Source organism: Limnohabitans sp. (assembly GCF_040401135.1).
Classification (GTDB): Bacteria; Pseudomonadota; Gammaproteobacteria; order Burkholderiales; family Burkholderiaceae_C; genus Limnohabitans.
This window is the reverse complement of sequence record NZ_JBBAOV010000008.1, coordinates 49688-70172: the sequence shown is the minus strand read 5'-3', so window position 1 is coordinate 70172 and position 20485 is coordinate 49688. Positions and strand designations below refer to the sequence as shown.

The window sequence follows — 20485 nt, the reverse complement described above, 5'->3', positions numbered from 1 at the left end:
TCAGGCGAGTAGTGCATCAAACGCAGGCCTTGTGGGTAGACCTCAGCAGCGTTGTCTGTGGTCACAGTTAGGGTGGTGAGCTCGGCAAAATCAGCTTGGTTTTTGAACAACCACGATTGCTTGGCGTGCTGCAAAGGGTTGTCGCGATACGCGGCATCACGCGACGCGGCTTGGCGGTAAATTTGGCCCACGCGGTTGAAGTCCCACGCGGCGTACAGGCAGGCAATGAACAACAGCGCGGCCACAAACATAGAGGCGGCTTGGGCTTCTTGGGTCACAGGTGCTGAGGGTTCATCTGGCGCAGCCCACAGCAACCCGATGGCCAAACCTAAAGTCATTTGAAAGGGGCCGTACCAGAGCGGGTACTCCAGCAAGCTGTGCAAACCCAACACCACTAACAGGCACCAAGCCATTGCCCGCCAAGCGTGCTGCTCGCGCCACGGCTTGCGGCGCAACACCCACAAGGCCATGACAGACATGACAGCCAGTGCAAATGGCACGCCCAACTCGAGGGTCAAATGCAACGGAAAGTTATGAGCGTTGTCGAGCATGTCGCAAAAACGCAAGCCACTGTAGCTTGTCATGAAATGCGCATAGTCGGTCTCACCCCAGCCCCAGCCCAACCAAGGCTGCTGGGCAATCAGCGTCATCACATTGGCCCACAACACACGACGGCCACCGCAGGCTGCATAGTCTTGCGCTTGACCCGTGACGCGCAAGATCATGCTGGCACCCCAATCGCCTGTAGTTTGCAAAGCCAGCCATGGCATCAGCACCGACCACACCGCAACCAACACGGGCGCTGACAGCGCTAACCACACAAAACCCCTACCCATGCCAGCATCTTGCTTAGTGCTGCGCCAGCCCCAAGCGGCCCCCATCATGCCCACCAGCACCCATTGCATCGCGCCTGTGCGTGACACCGAACACGCCACGCCTGCGGCCAAAACGTTGAGGCACAGCAGGGCTAACGCCCAGCCCCAGCGCGACATGGTGTGCGCTTTGGTTTGCGCTACCACCCAAGCCAACAAAGCCACCAGCCCAAGGCTGGTGAGGGATGCAAACTGATTGCGTTGACGCAAGTTTGCAAACGCGTCTCCCGTCACGGGCTGATTTACCCAAGGCGACAACTCACGCGCCCAGCCCAAATACTGCAACAGGCCTAGCACGGCGCTGATCACTGCCGCTGCTAGCAATCCAAGCAGCAAGCAATGCAAAACGCCGTCATCTGCTACCGCACGTCTGCCTACAGCAGCCATCAACCACACGCACATCAGCGAGGCCACAAGGCCCGCCGTCAAAGCGCGGTCCACCACCTGCGGAACCCACAACAGCGAAGCGGACAGCCCAGCGATCAGCACCGCACAGATGACACGCCCTGAAAACGTCCAGCGCGGCATGGCATAGGGAAGCTCAACTACCGCTAACAAAGCGCACGCAGCCAGCATCCAACTCACCAACAAGGGGATGACGGCGGTGGACGGGCTACTGGCAAATGGGTTGAGCCACGGCAGGGCCACGCACAACACCAAGATGACATTGCGCAGCAGCGTGTTGGGATGGGTTGACAAATTCATGAGCTGATTTTCCAACACTCCTGCGCTCTAAAAACAAAGGCGTCCGAAGACGCCTGGTTGAGAAGCAGCGACGGCTTATTTGCAGTCGCTGGGCACGTATTTTTTGTCCAACGCATCGGTGGGCACGGATACGCTCACAAACGCCGCTGCATCTTTGGCCATGCACTTCCACTGCACCACGCCATCAATTGATGCACTGGTGGCCGTGGGCGCTGGTAAAGCGGCCTCTGCTGTGCCGCTCTTCGTGAACGGCACCAACAATAAGCTGCCGCCACCTGCAGCGGCTGTTGTGGTGATGGTGATGACGCCCGTGCTTGTTGCGATATCAATGCTGCTAATGTTCTTGGTCGCACCGCCAAACTTGTAGCCTGTCTTATAACCATCCGCGCCAATGGTGGCAATATTGCCGCTGTTGAGCACATCCAGCACATTGGTTTTAGCAGCAGAAGCTAGGCCTAGGCCCTCGCTCACACGCGCTCGAATCATGTAGTCTTGGTAAGCAGGTAAGGCCACCGAGGCCAGCACGCCAATGATGGCCACCACGATCATGAGTTCGATCAAGGTGAAGCCGCGTTGCAGGGTGTGTTTCATCGAAAGTCCTTTGGAGGTTGGGCACGAATTCTAGGCAGCGCCCACGTAATAAAGGCAGGTGCGCGAGTACAAAAAAAGCGAGCGGTGTTTCCACCGCTCGCTTTTTTGTCGCAATTCCCGAAAGAGATTACTTCAGCTGTGCTTTGAGCAATTTGCCCAATTCAGAGGGGTTGCGTGTGACGATGAAGCCGCACTCTTCCATGATGGCCAGCTTGGCATCTGCAGTGTCTGCACCGCCGGAAATCAAAGCACCCGCATGGCCCATGCGCTTGCCTGGAGGGGCAGTCACACCAGCGATAAAGCCAACGATTGGCTTCTTCATATTGGCCTTGCACCACATGGCGGCTTCGGCTTCGTCTGGTCCACCGATTTCACCAATCATGATGACAGCGTCGGTGTCTGGATCGTCGTTGAACGCTTGCATCACATCGATATGCTTCAAACCATTGATCGGGTCGCCACCGATACCGACAGCGCTGGATTGACCCAAGCCAACTTCGGTCAACATCGCCACGGCTTCGTACGTCAATGTGCCAGAACGTGACACCACGCCGATGCGACCTTTGCGGTGGATGTGACCAGGCATGATGCCGATCTTGATTTCGTCAGGCGTGATCAAACCAGGGCAGTTGGGGCCAAGCAACAAAGTCTTCTTGCCGCCAGCAGCTTCCTTGGCTTTCATTTTGTTGCGCAACTCGAGCATGTCACGGACAGGGATGCCTTCGGTGATACAGATGGCCAAGTCGAGGTCGGCTTCAACCGCTTCCCAAATAGCTGCCGCAGCGCCAGCGGGTGGCACGTAGATCACAGAAACAGTTGCACCGGTGTTGTGTGCAGCTTCTTTGACAGATGCAAAGATTGGTACGTCAAAAATCTTTTCGCCAGCCTTCTTGGGGTTCACACCCGCGACGAAACAGTTTTTGCCGTTTGCGTACTCGATGCACTTTTCAGTGTGGAACTGACCGGTTTTGCCAGTGATACCTTGGGTGATGACCTTGGTGTTTTTATTGATGTAGATTGACATTTGGTGTCCTTACTTAACAGCGGCAACGATAGCGGTTGCAGCTTCTGCCATGGTGTCGGCAGAGATGATGGGCAGACCTGATTCGGCCAACATTTTCTTGCCCAACTCGTCGTTGGTACCCTTCATACGCACCACCAATGGCACGGACAAGTTCACGGCTTTGCAAGCTGTGATCACGCCGCTGGCGATGGTGTCGCACTTCATGATGCCGCCGAAGATGTTGACCAAGATGCCTTTGACATTCTTGTTCGCCAACATGATCTTGAACGCTTCCGTGACTTTCTCAGCAGTTGCGCCGCCGCCCACGTCCAAGAAGTTAGCTGGCTCGCCGCCGAACAACTTGATGGTGTCCATGGTGGCCATGGCCAAGCCAGCGCCGTTGACCAAGCAACCAATGTTGCCGTCCAGAGAGATGTAGGCCAGGTCAAACTTGGAAGCTTCCACTTCAGCTGGATCTTCTTCGTCCAAATCGCGGTAAGCCACGATTTCTGGGTGACGGAACAAAGCGTTGGCATCGAAGTTGAACTTCGCATCCAAAGCCATCACGTTGCCTTTGCTGTCGCGGTTCAGTGGGTTGATTTCGACCAACGATGCGTCGGTTTCCATGTAGCACTGGTACAGCTTTTTGAAGATGTCCACAGCTTGCGCGGTGGAGTCAGCAGGCATGCCGATGGCATCTGCAATCTTCTTGGCTTGTGCATCGCCCAAACCAGTCAACGGGTCAATGAACTCGGTGATGATTTTTTCTGGGGTGCTGTGAGCAACTTCTTCAATGTCCATGCCGCCTTCGCTTGACGCGATGAAAGCAATCTTTTGTGTGGCACGGTCGGTTACAACCGACACGTAATATTCTTTGTTGATGTCAGCGCCGTCTTCAATATAGAGACGACGGACTTTTTGGCCAACTGGTCCAGTTTGGTGCGTGACGAGTTGCATGCCCAAGATCTCGCCCGCCAAACGGGTTAAGTCTTCCATGGTCTTGGCCACTTTGACGCCGCCGCCTTTGCCGCGACCGCCTGCGTGAATTTGGGCTTTCACAACCCAAACTGGGCCGCCCAATTTTTGCGCGGCTTCTACTGCTTCTTGTACCGTGAACGCAGGGATACCGCGTGGCACTGGCACACCAAATTGACGCAAGATTTCCTTGCCTTGGTACTCGTGAATCTTCATGAGATCTCTCTTAGTAATCGGTGGATTTGTAACGTTATGTGTGTTTTACGGCACCGAATAGCCGATCTGCACACAGCCTTGAGAATGTATCATGATGAATCGCGTCAAACTTTTAACTGGCTTACAAGCTACCAGCGGCGCTTAATTTTTTGGCTACAACCATGTCTAAAGTCTTCATCGACGGCGAAGCCGGCACCACAGGTTTACAAATCCGCGAACGCTTGGCTCAGATGCCGCGCATTGAAGTGGTCAGCATTGACCCCTCCAAACGCAAAGACCCAGAAGCCAAACGCGAGTTGATGGCTGGAGTGGACATGGTCATCCTGTGCCTGCACGACGACCACGCGCGTGAATCCGTCGCCATGATAGATAGCCTGACGGGCAAAAAACCCAAGATCATCGACGCCTCCACCGCGCACCGTGTGGCCCCTGGTTGGGTCTATGGCTTTCCTGAACTTGCTGCCGGCCAACGCGACGCCGTAGCAAACGCACAGCGCGTGGCCAACCCCGGCTGTTACGCAACAGGCGCCATCGCTTTGTTACGCCCCTTGGTAGACGCAGGCTTGGTACCTGCAGACTTTCCCGTGGCCTTGCCTTCGGTCAGCGGCTACTCGGGCGGCGGTCGCGCCATGATCGAAGACTACGAAGCGGGCAAAGCACCGCTGTTTGAAGCCTATGCACTGGGCCTTGAGCACAAACACATTTCAGAAATCATGGCCTACACCGGCCTCACACGTCGGCCTTTGTTTGTGCCGTCGGTGGGTAACTTCCGCCAAGGCATGTTGGTGCAACTGCCCATTCATTTAGACATGTTGCCTAGCAAGCCCAAAGCTGCTGACCTGCACGATGCGCTGGCACAGCACTACGGCCAACACCCCGAAGGCTGGGTCAGCGTGCATCCTGCCACCGACAACGGCAAGCTAGACGCCACCGCGTTGAACGACACCAACAAACTAGAAATTCGCGTCTTTGAGAACGAAACCCATCGCCATGCGGTGCTGATGGCGCGTTTAGATAATTTGGGTAAGGGCGCTAGCGGGGCTGCGGTGCAGAACTTGCAGTTGATGCTGGGCGTTTAAAAGTCTTCTGCGCCAGCCACGACTTTACGCACGACATCTGGCGCAAACCCTCGGCTCACTAAAAACCTTACTTGCTTGACCCGCCCCGCTTGATCGACTGGCGATTCGCCAAACTTTTTTTGCCACACTTCACGGGCCCGCTCTAGCTCGGTGCTGCGCATCGTTTGCACGGCCTCGGCGATGGCCTCGACAGGCAACCTCTTGGCTTGCAATTCTTGACGCACCCGGGATGCACCGAGCTTGGCGGAACGACGGTTGACCACCGACTCCACCACGCGCTGCTCGTTGATGAAGTCTTTGGCCTGCAAAAAATCCAAGGCCTCGGCCAACTCACCCGGCGTTTCTTCAAACGCTTTGAGCTTGCGCTCTAGCTCAAAGCGCGAGTGCTCGCGTTGCGACAGCAAGCGCAAGGCCCGGCCTTTGAGCGAGATTTGAAACCCGTTGGCCCTTTTCGCCTTGGATTTCTCATCTACGTTTGAATCGACGTCGTGTGTCACAAGGCCCGCTTGTTAAGCCACCACGCCGTCGGCATCTGCATCAGCGTCCGCCACGCCCTTGACTTCCTTTGCTTCTTTCGCGGCCTTGGCGGCCTTCGGTGCTTTCTCTCCTTTCACCGCAGGCGCTTCGACGCCGCCGGCCAACAAAGGAATGCCCAAAGATTCGCGTACTTTGTTTTCGATCTCGAAAGCCAGGGTTTCGTTTTCGCGCAAAAACTCACGGGCGTTGTCGCGGCCTTGGCCGATTTTTTCGCCGTTGTAGGCATACCAGGCGCCAGACTTCTCGATCACTTTGGCGTTCACGCCCATGTCGATGATTTCGCCTTGGCGGCTGATACCTTCGCCAAACAAAATGTCGAACTCAGCCGTCTTGAAAGGCGGCGCAACTTTGTTCTTCACTACTTTCACGCGGGTTTCATTGCCCACCGCTTCGTCACCGCGTTTGATGGTGCCGGTGCGACGAATGTCCAAACGTACCGAGGCGTAAAACTTGAGCGCGTTACCACCCGTGGTGGTTTCGGGTGAACCAAACATCACGCCAATCTTCATGCGAATTTGGTTGATAAAAACCACTGTGCAGTTGGTCTTCTTGATCGAAGCTGTCAATTTGCGCAGGGCTTGGCTCATCAATCGCGCTTGCAAGCCGGGCAATGAGTCGCCCATGTCGCCTTCGAGTTCGGCCTTGGGTGTCAATGCAGCCACCGAGTCGATGACCACCAAATCCACCGCGCCTGAACGCACCAAGCTGTCCACCACTTCTAGGGCTTGTTCGCCGGTGTCGGGCTGGCTGATCAGCAGCTCTTGCAAGTTCACGCCGAGCTTTTGGGCATATTGAGAATCCAAGGCGTGCTCAGCATCCACAAATGCACAGGTGCCGCCTTGTTTTTGCATCTCGGCAATGACTTGCAAAGTGAGTGTGGTTTTGCCTGATGACTCTGGGCCGTAGATTTCGATCACGCGCCCACGGGGCAAACCGCCCACGCCCAATGCGATGTCCAAGCCTAAAGAGCCTGTCGACACAACTTGGATGTCATCAATTACTTCGCCTTCGCCCAAGCGCATGATGGTGCCCTTGCCGAATTGTTTTTCGATCTGCGCCAAGGCGGCTTGCAGGGCTTTGGCTTTTTCGCTGTCAGCGACGATGGATTTGCTGTTCATAAAAATCTCCATTAAAACAAAGGCTTACCGAGAATATCCAGCAACTGTGTTTAACAACAACTGGATGCTTGATCAGTACTTTACCGCAAAGTCATATCTTGTAAACACTTTTTTTGGTCAGTTTGCCTTACCATATAAAAATGGCTACTTTACTCACCTTTTCCAACCAGCAAGACTGGCGGCAGATCCACCTTGGCCGTCTGCTGGGACACGCCATGCGCCGCTTTGACGCCCGCGTGCTGCACCTGATGGCGGACAACGAGGATGTGCCTTTGGCCCTGTCCAACCTCGCCGCCCGGGCACAGGTGAGCGCTGCACACATCCACATTACCCGCCACCTGAGCCTGGAGGGCTCGCGCCTGATCGACCTAGCCGCCAGCGCCGGCATGAGCAAACAGGCCATGGGCGATCTTGTGACCCAATGCGAAGCGTGGGGCTTGGTGCAACGCACACCCGACCCGCAAGACGCCCGGGCACGGCGCATTGTGTTTACCGCCACGGGGCTCGCTTGGCTAAGCGCCTTTAAGCAAGCGGTGGCGCAAACCGAGGCCGAGTTCAAACAAGAAGTGGGCGTAGACGTCGCAACGGTGGTCAACTTAGGGTTGGAGGTCTATGCAGGCGGCGACGCGAGCATAGAATCGCACCCCTGATACTTCTAAAAACACGAACAAAGCTGGAGACAACAACATGCGCATCCTGATTGCAGAAGACGACCTGGTCTTAGCCGATGGCCTATTGCGCACCTTGCGCGCTTCTGGCGCTGCCGCAGATCACGTGGCCAGTGGCTCCGAAGCCGACGCCGCCTTGATGACCACCGACGAATTTGATTTACTAATTTTGGACTTGGGCCTGCCCAAAATGCACGGCCTTGAAGTGCTCAAACGCCTACGCTCACGCGGCTCCTCCATGCCCGTGCTCATCCTCACGGCGGCTGACGGCGTGGAAGAACGCGTCAAAGGTTTGGACTACGGCGCTGATGACTACATGGCCAAACCCTTCAGTCTGCAAGAACTCGAAGCCCGCGTGCGCGCCCTCACGCGTCGCGGCATGGGCGGCACATCTTCCAGCATCAAGCACGGCCCACTGGTGTATGACCAAACCGGTCGCGTTGCCAGCATCGACGGCAAGATGGTTGAGCTCTCGGCTCGTGAACTGGGTTTGCTCGAAGTGTTGCTGCAACGCACCGGTCGTTTGGTGAGTAAAGACCAGTTGGTCGAGCGCTTGTGCGAGTGGGGCGAAGAGGTTAGCAACAACGCGATTGAGGTGTACATCCACCGTCTGCGCAAAAAGATTGAAAAAGGCCCCATCCGCATTGCCACCGTTCGCGGCCTGGGCTATTGCCTAGAAAAAATCCCAGGCTAACAACGCCTTCAGACACGCATGGCAAAGCTATTTCGGCGCGAGCAACACTCGCTGTTTGGCGAGATTTTGGATTGGATGCTTACGCCGCTGCTGCTGCTATGGCCGGTCAGTTTGGCGCTCACATGGCTGGTGGCACAAAACATTGCCGGGCGTCCGTTTGACCGGGGCTTGGAGTACAACGTGCAAGCCTTGGCGCAACTCGTCAAGAGCGATCAAACGCGTGTTTATTTCAATCTCCCGTTGCCCGCCCGCGAGATTTTGCGTGCCGACGAAGCCGACTTGATTTACTACCAAGTGCTGGGCACGCACGGCGAGTTTGTGAGTGGTGAACGCGACTTTCCCCTGCCCACCGACGAAGAGCAGCCCCTGCCCGGCGAGGTGCGAATTCGCGACGATGAAATGCGCGGCGCTGAGGTGCGTGTGGCCTACACCTGGGTTCGCGTGGCAATACCAGGCGCCAAACTGGTACTTGTTCAAGTTGGCGAAACGTTAGAAAAACGCTCGGTATTGGCCACCGAAATTATCAAAGGCGTGATGCTGCCGCAGTTCGTCATCTTGCCCCTTGCTGTGCTCCTTGTATGGCTGGCCTTGGCGCGTGGCATTCGGCCCCTGAACAAACTCGAAGAGCGTATTCGTTTGCGCAGGCCAGACGATTTGAGCCCTCTTGACGAATTCGCCGTGCCGCAAGAAGTGGCTCCGCTGGTGGCGTCCATCAACGACTTGCTCACGCGGCTCAAAGAATCCATTGCCACACAAAAACGCTTTTTGGCCGATGCCGCGCATCAGCTTAAAACACCACTGGCAGGGTTGCGAATGCAGGCCGATTTGGCTCAGCGCGCAGATTCAAGTGCGGATGAACTCAAGCAATCCCTCAAGCTCATTGGCCGCGGCAGCATTCGCGCGACTCACACCGTCAACCAACTGTTGTCACTGGCTCGCGCCGAAAGTGGCAGCACCCAAATTGCACGCAGTCCGTGTGATCTGGTCAGCTTGGTGAGCGACGTGATTCAAGACTCCCTGCCTCGCGCGATGGACAAGTACATCGACCTCGGCTACGAAGGCGCCGTGCCGGGAAGCACTGGTTTACGTGTGATGGGCAACCCCACACTGCTCAAAGAAATGGTGCGCAACTTGGTGGACAACGCCATCAACTACACCCCCTCCACCCAAGACAATCCCGGCGTGATAACCGTGCGCTTGCTGGCCGACAAGTTTGGCAAAGTGGTGGTGCTGCAGGTGGAAGATTCAGGGCCCGGCATTTCCGAAGCCGAACGCGACTTGGTGTTTCTGCCTTTCTACCGCGCCTTGGGTACAGAGGCTGATGGCTCGGGTCTGGGCCTTCCGATCGTGATGGAAATTGCTAGCCAACACGCCGCGGTGGTGACGCTAGAAGATGCCACGCCTGACAAGGCCATGCCGGGCGCTCGTTTCACTGTGCGTTTTTCAAATACACAGGCTTAAGCCTATGGCTTTTGATGAAAGTGAATGGCTTGTGTGTGAGCGGCTACCGGTATTTGCGCTAGCGCGTTTTGACGCGGCGCTTCATGCTCGGCACACGGCATGTTGCATAAGTCGTTGCCATTCACAGGGCATGCACGATTAAACGTCACCACATGATCCACTTCGGCACGAATGCCAATCCACTCGCCCAACTTGTGGTCGTGGTGGCTGGGCACATGGGCCATCACTGACTCGCCAGTTTTTAAGCGCAAAGTGTACAAAAACTCTGAGCCGCGGAATGATTTGCGAATGATCTCCGCCTTGACTGGCGCATCGTCGTCATGCACGATGTCGTCGGCTCGCAGCAGCACATCGCACTCACCCGATGCAAACGTGCAAGGCAGTGGGCACTCGGCCACGTCCACCAAATCGCCCATGGGCGTATGCACCACGATTTGGTTGTTCTCTTCACGCAGCGTGGCAGGCGTGAAAACACCGTGGCCAATGAACTCGGCCACAAAGCGCGTGGCAGGGCGGTGGTACAAGGTGTAGGCATCGTCCCACTGGTGCAAGCGGCCTTCCGACATGACGCCAATTACGTCGCCAATGGCAAAGGCTTCCATTTGGTCATGCGTCACAAACAAGGCGGTGGTTTGCGCTTCTTTCAAAATGCTGCGCACTTCTAAGGCCAAGCGCTCGCGCAGCTCTACATCAAGGTTAGAGAACGGCTCGTCAAGTAGCAAAAGTTGCGGCTTGGGTGCCAATGCACGGGCCAAAGCCACGCGCTGCTGCTGACCGCCCGACAGCTCGTGTGGGTAACGCTGTGCACTGCTGCTCAAGCCTACGAGCGCCAGCACCTCGCGCACACGCGCTTCGCGCTCGGCTCTGGGCAGCTTGTGCAGACCAAAGTTCACGTTGTCGTGCACGCTCAAATGGGGGAACAGGGCGTAGTCTTGAAAGACCATGCCAATGCGGCGCGCCTCGGGGGCCACATGCACACGGCCATTGCTGACCACCGATTGGGCCAAACGAATGTCACCCGCGCTGGCACGCTCAAGGCCGGCCACTGCACGCAACAGCGTGGTTTTGCCGCAGCCCGATGGGCCGATGAGCACACCCACTTCGCCAGCACGCAGGCCCAAGGTCACACGGTCGACCGAGGGGCGGGTACGTTCGGGATAGCTGACGGAGAGCTGGGCAACATCTAAAAACATAGCGTCATTGTAGAGACGGCCCTTTAATGCCACAGGCTGTGCGGCTACCTACAATGCCGCATGGTTTTTAGCTCCCGCTTGTTTTTGCGCTGTGTGTTGGCCGTGCTCGCATTGCTGTTGGCACTGCCAGTGTTGACTGTGCTGTTTTCATGGGCACAGTGGAACGCTGCGTCGGCCAGTATCTTGGCCGGGATGGCGAGCACGGTGCTGCCCGACTATGTGGGCACCTCGCTTTTGCTGTGCGCGCTGGTGAGTATGGGCGTCATCAGCATGGGCACGGTGTCTGCGGCAGCGGTGACGCTGTTTGACTTTCCGATGCGCCGCAGTTTGGAATGGGCTCTGCTTTTGCCACTGGCTATGCCTGCTTATGTGGTGGCTTATGCCTACACCGATTATTTGCAATTCAGCGGCCCACTGCAAACCAGCATTCGCGCTGTGTTTGGCTTAGAGGGCCGAGTATTTCCTGAAGTGCGCAATGTGTGGGGCGCAGCATGTGTGTTCACCCTTGCGCTATACCCTTATGTGTATTTGCTGGCTCGCACTGCCCTGTCTGAACGTGCCAACCATTTGATGGAAGCTGCTCGCTTACTGGGCGCACCACTGTCGCGACGCATATTACGCGTGGCCTTGCCACTGGCTCGCCCTGCTATTGCAGCGGGCACGGCCTTAGCCTTGATGGAAACGCTGGCCGACTTTGGTGTGTCAAGCTACTTTGGCATTCAAACCTTCACCGCTGGTATTTACAAGGCATGGCTGGTAATGGACAACCGCATTGCCGCCGCGCAACTGGCTACCTTGCTTTTGGTGGTGGTCGTCGTCTTGTTAGCTGCCGAGCAACGTGCGCAATCGCGCTTGCGCTTTTCCAGCACCGGCGTGGATCGCCACGGCAGCGAGTCGCAACCTTTGAAATTGCACGGCGTATCTGCCGCTTTTGTGTGGACGCTGTGCGTGCTGCCTGTGTTGTTTGGCTTTGTGTTGCCCGTGCTCTTCATGGTCCGCGCCTTGCTGCAAGGTGACGGCGTGAAGGACTTACCTTGGTCACGCTTTGTGCAATGGTCGGTCACCAGCTTGTCGTTGGGCGGCTTGACGGCGCTGCTGGCAGTAGGCGCTGCGTTGCTGCTGGCCGCACAAGCCCGCCTCCATCCCAACTGGCTGACACGTCAAGTGATGGGCGTGGTGAGCTTGGGCTATGCCGTGCCTGGCGCGGTGATTGTGGTGGGCTTGCTGTTGCCTGTGGGTTGGGTGCAGGCCACGTGGCCGCAGTCGGGCGTGGGCTTTTGGCTGACCGCCACGGTGCTGGGTTTAGTGTGGGCGTACCTTGTACGCTTTGTGGCGGTGGCGTTGCAGTCGGTGCAAAGCGGCTACGCGCGCGTGCCGGCCTCGCTGGACGACAGTGCGCGCATGTTGGGCACGTCTGGTTTTTCGCTGGTGCGCCTCGTGCATTGGCCCTTGCTTAAAAAACCCGTCGCCGCTGCCGCGTTGCTGGTGCTGGTCGATGTGATGAAAGAGCTGCCCGCCACCTTGGTGCTGAGACCCTTCAATACCGACACTTTGGCGGTGATGGCCTACCAACTGGCGCGTGACGAACGTTTGGGTGAGGCTGCTCTGCCGTCCTTGGCTTTGGTGTTGGTGGGCTTGTTGCCCGTTATTTTGCTCAGCCGCACGCTTCGCCGCAACTAAGGCCGGCTGAGCTGCAGCTAATCAGCAGGCCCGCAATCTCAACTAAACCTGTGCATTCGAAAAGGGCATTTGATCTAGATCAAATGATAATGATTCGCATTTGGTTACACTGACTCCAAGCTTTTTTTACTTGGAGTCGCTTCATGCGCCGCACCCTCACCGTTTTGTCATTGGCAATTTCTGCTCTCACCGCTGGCTTGTTCAGCTCGTTGGTCTTGGCTGATGATCAAGTCATTAACCTGTACTCAGCCCGTCACTACCCCACAGATGAAGCGCTTTACAGCGACTTCACCAAAGCCACGGGCATCAAGATCAATCGCGTGGATTCAGACGACGCAGGCATCATCGCCCGACTCAAAGCCGAGGGCAGTGCTTCGCCAGCTGACGTCATCTTGTTGGTCGACGCTGCGCGTTTGTGGCGCGGCGAGGTGGATGGCATGTTCTTGCCCATCAAGTCCAAAACCTTAGAAACAGCCATTCCCGCTCAGTTGCGCGCTAAGCCCACCGACGACGGCGGCACCGCTTGGTTTGGTTTGTCCACCCGCGCTCGCGTGGTGGTGTACGACAAACTCAAAGTCAAACGCGAAGATGTGGACACCTACGAAGAGCTGGCTGACCCCAGGAACAAAGGCAAGCTGTGCATCCGCTCAGGCTCGCACCCCTACAACCTGAGCTTGTTTGGCGCGATGACCGAACACCTCGGTCCCGCTGCTACCGAGGCATGGCTCAAAGGCTTGGTCGACAACATGGCACGCGCCCCCAAAGGTGGCGACACCGACCAAATCAAAGCAGTGGCCAGCGGCGAATGCGGCATTGCCGTGACCAACACCTATTACTTGGCGCGCTTGATGCGCTCCACCAACCCCGCCGACAAAGCGCTGGCCGAACGCGTGGGCGTGGTGTTTCCCAACCAACAAAGCTGGGGCACGCATGTCAACGTGGCTGGTGGCGCAGTGGCACGTTATTCAAAGAACCAAGCCAACGCCGTGAAGTTCTTGGAATACCTCGTCAGCCCCGAAGCGCAAAACCACTTTGCCAATGGCAACAACGAATGGCCCGTCGTCAAGAACATGAAGCTGGACAACCCAGCCCTCAAAGCCATGACCGGTGGCAACTTCAAAAGCGAGTTGGTGCCCATCAGCGCCGTGGGCATGAACCAAATCAAGGTGCAACAAATGTTGGACCGCGTGGGGTTTAAATAAAATCCGCAAGAGTTTGACTAACTTGTGACAACAAGACCATCTGGGGCATGGCTGCTTCAATCGGAGCCATAGAGACAACCAATCAGGGTTTTCACTTTTAGGGTTTACCATTGCTATCAATGAATTTTTCTCATTCGATAGTTTTTATCAACCACCCAAAGGGACCCACATGTCTTTGATCAATACACAAGTTCAGCCATTTAAAAACCAAGCTTTCCACAACGGCAAGTTCATCGAAGTCACCGAAGCCAGCCTCAAAGGCAAGTGGAACGTGTTCATCTTCATGCCAGCCGCTTTTACCTTCAACTGCCCCACAGAAATCGAAGACGCTGCTGACAACTACGCCGCGTTCCAAAAAGTCGGTGCTGAGGTTTACATCGTCACCACCGACACCCACTTCTCACACAAAGTGTGGCACGAGACTTCACCTGCTGTGGGCAAAGCAAAGTTCCCATTGATCGGCGACCCCACACACAAGTTGACACGCGCTTTTGGCGTGCACATTGAAGAAGACGGCTTGGCCTTGCGCGGCACCTTCGTGATCAACCCAGAAGGCATGATCAAGACCATGGAAGTCCATTCCAACGAAATCGCGCGTGACGTATCTGAAACACTGCGCAAGTTGACTGCCGCTCAGTACACCGCCGCTAACCCAGGCCAAGTGTGCCCAGCGAAGTGGAAAGAAGGCGCGAAGACTTTGGCTCCATCGATCGACTTGGTCGGCAAGATCTAATTCGACATTAATCTCGCCCTACTTTTGCAGGGCGCTAAAAAGGTCTAAGCCTGCTGACGCAGGACGTTGACCGCAACGCATGGCCTTGGGCATTTTCTTTAGCCCGTGCGTTGTCCTCAACGAACCCCACCCCGATCAACCCATCAAGCCAGCGCCACAAGCCCATGGCCCAAGGGTTTTGCACCCTGAAATAGGAAAACACCATGCTCGACGACGCACTCAAAACACAACTTCAACAGTACCTCGGCATGCTGCGCCAGCCCGTTCGTTTGGTCGCCTCACTCGACGACAGCGAAACCGGCAAAGACATGGGTGAACTGCTCAACACCATCGTCGGCTTGTCTGACAAAGTCACGCTCGACACCTCGGGCAACGATGCACGCAAGCCATCATTTGCGGTGGTGCGCGAGAGTGAAACACAGGGCGTGCGCTTTGCTGGTTTGCCGCTCGGCCACGAGTTCACTTCTTTGGTGTTGGCCTTGTTGTGGACGGGCGGGCACCCACCCAAGGTGGAGCAAGAAGTAATCGACAGCATTAAAGGCCTGGATGGCGACTTCAACTTTGAGGTCTTCATGTCCCTGAGCTGCCACAACTGCCCCGATGTGGTTCAAGCGCTGGCGCTGATGGCCATCGTCAACCCCAAGGTCAAGACCGTGGTGATTGAAGGCGGCGCGTTCCAAAAGGAAGTGGAAGACCGCCAAATCATGGCCGTACCTATGGTGTTCTTGAACGGCCAAGTGTTTGGCTCGGGCCGCATGAGCGTGGAAGAAATCGTGGCCAAGCTCGACACTAACGCCGCCGCCCGCGACGCTGTAAAGATGAGTGACAAAGCCCCTTACGACATGTTGATCGTGGGCGGCGGCCCTGCCGGTGCAGCTGCCGCGGTGTACGCCGCACGAAAAGGCATTCGCGTGGGTATTGCGGCTGAACGTTTTGGCGGCCAATTGAACGACACCATGTCGATTGAAAACTACATCTCGGTGCTTGAGACCAACGGCCCGCAACTGGCCGCCGACTTGGAAGCGCAAGTGCACCACTACGGTGTGGACGTGATGAACATGCAACGCGCCAGCCAAATCGTGCCCGCGTCCGAAGAAGGCGGCTTAACTGAGGTGCACTTAGAAAACGGGGGCGTGCTCAAAGCCAAGAGCGTCATCTTGTCCACCGGCGCACGCTGGCGCAATGTGAACGTGCCCGGCGAAGCCGAGTACAAAAACAAAGGCGTGGCCTATTGCCCCCATTGCGACGGCCCCTTGTTCAAAGGCAAACGTGTGTCCGTCATTGGTGGCGGCAACTCAGGCGTGGAAGCTGCCATCGATTTGGCGGGCTTGGTGGCGCACGTCACCTTGATTGAGTTTGCCGACCAACTCAAAGCCGACGCGGTATTGGTGAACAAACTTAAAAGCTTGCCCAACGTGACCATTCACGCCAATGCACAAACCACTGAAATCACGGGCGAGGGTGGCAAGGTCAATGGCCTGAGCTACAAAGACCGCGCCACTGACAGCGTGCATCACATTGAGCTGGAGGGCGTCTTTGTGCAAATCGGCTTGATACCCAACACCGAGTTTTTAAAAGGCGCGTTGGACTTAAGCAAGTTCGGTGAAATCGAGATTGATGACAAAGGCCACACCAGCATACCCGGCGTATTTGCGGCGGGTGACTGCACCACCGTGCCCTTCAAGCAAATCATCATCGCTGCGGGTGAAGGCTCAAAGGCGGCTTTGTCTGCGTTTGATTACTTGATTCGCCAGCCTGTAATGGCTTAAAAACCCCAAGTCCAGCCCGCCAGACTCACCCGCGGGTCTGGCGTCAAAGCTTATGGGCGAGGGGCCTCATCAGCCCATTGCAAAACCGGCCCCAATTTACGCTGCGCCAAAAATAGGGCCTCGCGCAAACTCAGCGCAGTGCCCCCATCGTGCCAATCCTTTCCCCGACCAGGCGGCTGGTAGCGGATATAAAAGCAATCAGTCATGCGGTCGTCGGCAAGCTCATGTGGGTCCTCTGGGTCATGCGTGCCGCACAGCATATCGTGCTGAACAATGCGAACGGGGCATGCAGTTAGGCCGCCATAAAACCAAACACCTTGTCTGACAGCGGGCAGGTGATCAATGTCGTTCATCGCATTCGCTCCTGCAAAAAATAGACATGCCCATGCTAAAAAAACCAAGTCCGGCTTCCCACGATGGATAACCCTTATAAACGCACGCAACCTGATTAGCATTCGCTATTGCATAGATAGAAACAATCATGTGGAATGTGTTGATAGTCCATCCAATAATGGATGCACCTTGATTTTCCAAGGGGCGGTTATGCAGCAAACTAAAAACACATGCGCCGTCTCGCCCCTAGAAGAAATGCTCGCTCCTACAGCGTTGGCCTAATGAGCACAGAGGTTTGTTTCCATCATTCACTTCACCAGGAGATACGACATGAGTCAAAGTTCAGCGGCTGGAAAATGCCCTTTCAACGCAAGCCCAGGCGCTCGGAGCACCAGCGGTGCCCAGTCCAATGCGCATTGGTGGCCCAACCAGATCAACCTTGCCATCCTGCACCAACACCAGCCGGCGTCAAGCCCAATGGATGCAGGTTTTGACTACCACAAGGAGTTCAAAAAGCTAGATTACGCGGCGCTCAAAAAAGATTTGGCTGCGCTCATGACCGAGTCCCAAGAATGGTGGCCGGCCGACTGGGGCCACTACGGTGGTTTGTTCATTCGTCTCTCATGGCACGCTGCCGGCACCTATCGCACGGCGGACGGACGCGGCGGTGCGAACACAGGCAATCAACGTTTTGCCCCCATCAACAGCTGGCCCGACAACGGCAACCTTGACAAAGGTCGCCGCTTGTTGTGGCCCATCAAGAAAAAGTACGGCAACAAAATTTCATGGGCCGACTTGTTCGTGTTGTGCGGCAACGTGGCCATGGAGACCATGGGTTTCAAGACATTCGGTTTCGGCGGCGGCCGCGCTGACATTTGGGCTCCCGAAGAGGATGTGTTTTGGGGCGCAGAAAAAGAATGGCTGGCCACCAGCGACAAGCCCAACAGCCGATACAGTGGCGACCGCGAACTTGAAAGCCCTCTGGCTGCGGTGCAAATGGGCCTGATCTATGTGAACCCACAAGGCCCAGATGGCAACCCTGACCCCTTGTTGTCGGGCAAAGACGTGCGCGAAACCTTCGCCCGCATGGCCATGAACGACTACGAAACCGTGGCCTTGGTCGCTGGCGGCCACACCTTTGGCAAGATGCACGGCGCGGGCGACCCCGCCAAAGTCGGGCCCGAGCCAGAAGGCGCACCTTTGCAAGAGATGGGCTTTGGCTGGATCAACAGCCACGGCACAGGCAAAGGCGGCGACACCACCACCAGCGGCTTTGAAGGCGCCTGGAAACCCAACCCAACACAGTGGGACATGGGTTATTTCAAAGTGCTCTTTAAATACGAATGGGAAAAAGTCAACAGCCCAGCGGGCGCTATCCAGTGGACGGCCAAGAACTGCGCGCCTGAAGACATGATTCCCGACGCGCACGACCCCAGCAAGAAGCACGCGCCCATGATGACCACGGCTGACCTTTCGCTGCGCTTCGACCCCGCTTACGAAAAAGTCTCACGTCACTTCCATGCCAACCCCGACGAGTTTGCCGATGCCTATGCTCGCGCTTGGTTCAAGCTGACTCACCGCGACATGGGACCTAAAAACCTGTACCTCGGCCCAGAAGTGCCCGCCGAAGACCTGATTTGGCAAGACCCTGTGCCCGCACTCAAGCACGCCGTGGTTGACGGCAACGACATTGCCAGCCTGAAAGCCAAAATTTTGGCAAGCGGCGTCAGCGTTTCTGAATTGGTGGCAGCTGCGTGGGCTTCGGCCAGTAGCTTCCGCGGTTCCGACAAGCGCGGCGGAGCAAACGGTGCTCGCGTGCGTCTGGCCCCACAAAAGGACTGGGAAGCCAACGACCCTGCTCATCTGGCCAAAGTGTTGTCTGCCCTGGAAAAAATCCAAAAAGACTTCAACGCCAGCGCCGCAGGCGGCAAACAAGTCTCTTTGGCCGATCTGATCGTGTTGGGTGGCGGCGCAGCGGTTGAGGCCGCAGCCAAAGCCGCTGGCCACACCGTGGTGGTGCCTTTTGCCCCAGGTCGTACAGATGCCACGGCCGAGCACACCGATGCCGAGTCTTTTGGTGTGATGGAGCCCGTCGCCGATGGTTTCCGCAACTACCAAAAGAAGACCTATCGCATGCGCGCCGAAGAAATGTTGATCGACAAAGCGCAGCTGCTGACCTTGAGCGCACCAGAAATGACGGTGCTGGTCGGTGGCTTGCGCGTCTTGGGCGCCAACACAGGCGGCGGCAAGCATGGTGTGTTCACACAACGTGTAGGCCAGTTGACCAACGACTTTTTTGTCACCCTCACCGACATGAGCGTTGCGTGGGCGCCTACCGATGCGAGCGAAGAGGCCTTTGCGGCCCATGACCGCAAAACGGGCGCTGTCAAATGGACAGGGACGCGTGTGGACTTGGTGTTTGGCTCGAACTCACAGCTGCGCGCCATCTCCGAGGTGTATGCCCAAGACGACAACGCGGGCAAGTTCGTGCACGATTTCGTCGCCGCATGGACCAAGGTGATGAATCTCGACCGCTTCGACTTGAAGTAACTCCAGCGCCCCTTCGTTACTCAAAACGAGGGGGTTGCTTTTTTATTTGGACTCAGAAGCTGCTGGCTTGATCTTCAGTAGCTCTGGGTCCACTTGGTTTTCTAAGCGCTGCGGTTCTTGCACGGGCTTAGGACCGAGGCCCAAAAAGCGCAAGCTGCCGTCGTTCCACAGCCAAAAAAGAAGATTGGCCACGGCCAAGACATACACCACGTTGCGCAGCAAAAATTTTGAATTCATAAACACCACCTTTGTTGGTTGAATTGACGCTAAACCGGCCTCACGCTGACCTCTGCGCTGCTGATAGCCTCTTGGCCTTGATCCGTATCCACCAGCATTGCGCCGGTCGCATCTACACCCCTAGCCACGCCGTAGCGACCATCACTGAGCGTGACGTTTAGGTTATGCAACGCATCTCGGGCATTGAAGGCGTTTTGCAGCGGCGCAAAGCCTGCGCGTTCAAACGCCAACAAAGTAGCCAGCAAGGGCTCGGCCACTTTGGTTAAGACCTCGGGCGCGGTAACGGCGCTTTGCAGGTCTTGCAGGCCTAATGGCGCGGTAGACAAGCCCTCGGCCACGGGCGGGGCGATGTTGATGCCCACGCCCACCACGCAATATCTGCCTGGCTCTTGGCCATGGCTTCGGCCTTCGTCACCGCTGTGGCCGATGCCCGTTGGCAAGGCTGTCTCGATCAAAATACCCGCCAATTTACCCCAGCCAGATGGCGTACCGGTGGACACAGGAGGGCGCTTCACCCACAAATCATTGGGCCACTTTAAGCGCACCCCCAGCTCGCCCTGCGGGTCCAAACTACGCGCCAGCGACAAACCCACCGCCAATGACAAGCCAGACCAATCGGCGGGCTTGAGCATGAGGCCCAATGAGAAGGTGAGGGCATGGCCCGCTTCGCCGTGCCAAGGGCGGCCTAGGCGGCCACGGCCCGCGGTTTGGGTTTCGGCCACCAACAGCGTGGACTCGGCGTGGCCAGCGCGGGCGCGACGCATCAGCTCGGTGTTGGTGGAGTCAATCGCTGGCAGCACCTCGACCGTCAAGCCCGGGTGCAAAGCAACCATCGCAAGCCAGAGGTCTTCAGCAGGCCAGATCATGCG

Annotated in this window: 19 protein-coding genes; 9 read left to right on the top strand and 10 right to left on the bottom strand. The window is 56.7% G+C overall.

The window, feature by feature from the left end:
• The 4 genes from ABWP81_RS03965 to sucC form a co-directional block, all read right to left on the bottom strand.
• A partial coding sequence (locus ABWP81_RS03965) for a PglL family O-oligosaccharyltransferase (RefSeq protein ID WP_353139686.1) occupies nucleotides 1-1577 on the bottom strand: 1577 nt, incomplete at its 3' end.
• A 75-nt stretch (nucleotides 1578-1652) separates the two neighbouring features.
• Nucleotides 1653-2168, bottom strand: coding sequence for a pilin (locus ABWP81_RS03960; RefSeq protein ID WP_353139683.1), 516 nt, complete (start codon nucleotides 2166-2168; stop codon nucleotides 1653-1655).
• Nucleotides 2169-2295: 127 nt separating this feature from the next.
• The gene (gene sucD / locus ABWP81_RS03955; RefSeq protein ID WP_353139680.1) at nucleotides 2296-3192 is read right to left on the bottom strand and encodes a succinate--CoA ligase subunit alpha; all 897 of its coding nucleotides are present in this window, start codon (nucleotides 3190-3192) and stop codon (nucleotides 2296-2298) included.
• A 9-nt stretch (nucleotides 3193-3201) separates the two neighbouring features.
• A complete protein-coding gene (gene sucC / locus ABWP81_RS03950) occupies nucleotides 3202-4362 on the bottom strand; it encodes an ADP-forming succinate--CoA ligase subunit beta (RefSeq protein WP_353132164.1) in 1161 nt (386 codons plus the stop codon).
• A 161-nt stretch (nucleotides 4363-4523) separates the two neighbouring features.
• Between sucC and argC the strand changes: the two genes are divergently transcribed.
• Nucleotides 4524-5441 (top strand): N-acetyl-gamma-glutamyl-phosphate reductase, encoded by a 918-nt coding sequence (gene argC / locus ABWP81_RS03945; protein WP_353139677.1) that lies wholly within the window; start codon nucleotides 4524-4526, stop codon nucleotides 5439-5441.
• Here argC and recX read toward each other — a convergent pair.
• Together recX and recA are read right to left on the bottom strand one after the other, a co-directional pair.
• Entirely contained in the window at nucleotides 5438-5872 is a 435-nt protein-coding gene (gene recX / locus ABWP81_RS03940; RefSeq protein WP_502905510.1) for a recombination regulator RecX, read from the bottom strand. The genes argC and recX overlap by 4 nt on opposite strands.
• A 78-nt stretch (nucleotides 5873-5950) precedes the next feature.
• Complete coding sequence (recA, locus tag ABWP81_RS03935) at nucleotides 5951-7096, bottom strand: recombinase RecA (protein WP_353139671.1); 1146 nt, start codon at nucleotides 7094-7096, stop codon at nucleotides 5951-5953.
• A gap of 140 nt (nucleotides 7097-7236) precedes the next feature.
• Between recA and ABWP81_RS03930 the strand changes: the two genes are divergently transcribed.
• From ABWP81_RS03930 to ABWP81_RS03920, 3 genes are read left to right on the top strand one after another with little or no spacing between them, the layout of a single operon-like run.
• Entirely contained in the window at nucleotides 7237-7746 is a 510-nt protein-coding gene (locus tag ABWP81_RS03930; protein ID WP_353139668.1) for a MarR family winged helix-turn-helix transcriptional regulator, read from the top strand.
• 37 nt (nucleotides 7747-7783) lie between these two features.
• On the top strand, nucleotides 7784-8458 hold the full coding sequence (locus tag ABWP81_RS03925; protein WP_353132174.1) for a response regulator: 675 nt from the start codon (nucleotides 7784-7786) through the stop codon (nucleotides 8456-8458).
• Between the two features lie 18 nt (nucleotides 8459-8476).
• Nucleotides 8477-9919, top strand: coding sequence for a sensor histidine kinase (locus ABWP81_RS03920; protein ID WP_353139665.1), 1443 nt, complete (start codon nucleotides 8477-8479; stop codon nucleotides 9917-9919).
• A gap of 2 nt (nucleotides 9920-9921) precedes the next feature.
• On the opposite strand, the gene ABWP81_RS03915 is transcribed toward ABWP81_RS03920, so the two are convergent.
• A complete protein-coding gene (locus ABWP81_RS03915) occupies nucleotides 9922-11112 on the bottom strand; it encodes an ABC transporter ATP-binding protein (RefSeq protein WP_353139662.1) in 1191 nt (396 codons plus the stop codon).
• A 60-nt stretch (nucleotides 11113-11172) separates the two neighbouring features.
• Between ABWP81_RS03915 and ABWP81_RS03910 the strand changes: the two genes are divergently transcribed.
• From ABWP81_RS03910 to ahpF, 4 genes are all read left to right on the top strand, one after another.
• Nucleotides 11173-12792 carry an ABC transporter permease gene (locus ABWP81_RS03910; protein WP_353139659.1) on the top strand — a complete coding sequence of 540 codons (1620 nt, stop codon included), beginning with the start codon at nucleotides 11173-11175 and terminating at the stop codon, nucleotides 12790-12792.
• Between the two features lie 143 nt (nucleotides 12793-12935).
• Nucleotides 12936-13994, top strand: coding sequence for an extracellular solute-binding protein (locus tag ABWP81_RS03905; protein WP_353139656.1), 1059 nt, complete (start codon nucleotides 12936-12938; stop codon nucleotides 13992-13994).
• 169 nt (nucleotides 13995-14163) lie between these two features.
• The gene (ahpC, locus tag ABWP81_RS03900) at nucleotides 14164-14727 is read left to right on the top strand and encodes an alkyl hydroperoxide reductase subunit C (RefSeq protein WP_353132184.1); all 564 of its coding nucleotides are present in this window, start codon (nucleotides 14164-14166) and stop codon (nucleotides 14725-14727) included.
• Nucleotides 14728-14930: 203 nt separating this feature from the next.
• Nucleotides 14931-16496 (top strand): alkyl hydroperoxide reductase subunit F, encoded by a 1566-nt coding sequence (ahpF, locus tag ABWP81_RS03895; protein ID WP_353139653.1) that lies wholly within the window; start codon nucleotides 14931-14933, stop codon nucleotides 16494-16496.
• Nucleotides 16497-16546: 50 nt separating this feature from the next.
• Here the strand turns inward: ahpF and ABWP81_RS03890 are convergent, their stop codons facing one another.
• Complete coding sequence (locus tag ABWP81_RS03890) at nucleotides 16547-16849, bottom strand: hypothetical protein (protein ID WP_353139650.1); 303 nt, start codon at nucleotides 16847-16849, stop codon at nucleotides 16547-16549.
• A 310-nt stretch (nucleotides 16850-17159) separates the two neighbouring features.
• On the opposite strand from ABWP81_RS03890, the gene katG reads away from it, so the two are divergent.
• Complete coding sequence (gene katG, locus ABWP81_RS03885) at nucleotides 17160-19379, top strand: catalase/peroxidase HPI (RefSeq protein ID WP_353139647.1); 2220 nt, start codon at nucleotides 17160-17162, stop codon at nucleotides 19377-19379.
• A gap of 42 nt (nucleotides 19380-19421) precedes the next feature.
• Here the strand turns inward: katG and ABWP81_RS03880 are convergent, their stop codons facing one another.
• Nucleotides 19422-19616 carry a hypothetical protein gene (locus ABWP81_RS03880; protein ID WP_353132192.1) on the bottom strand — a complete coding sequence of 65 codons (195 nt, stop codon included), beginning with the start codon at nucleotides 19614-19616 and terminating at the stop codon, nucleotides 19422-19424.
• 29 nt (nucleotides 19617-19645) lie between these two features.
• Nucleotides 19646-20482: a biotin--[acetyl-CoA-carboxylase] ligase gene (locus tag ABWP81_RS03875; RefSeq protein ID WP_353139644.1), complete on the bottom strand. Its 837-nt coding sequence runs from the start codon at nucleotides 20480-20482 to the stop codon at nucleotides 19646-19648.
• Nucleotides 20483-20485: the final 3 nt, after the last annotated feature.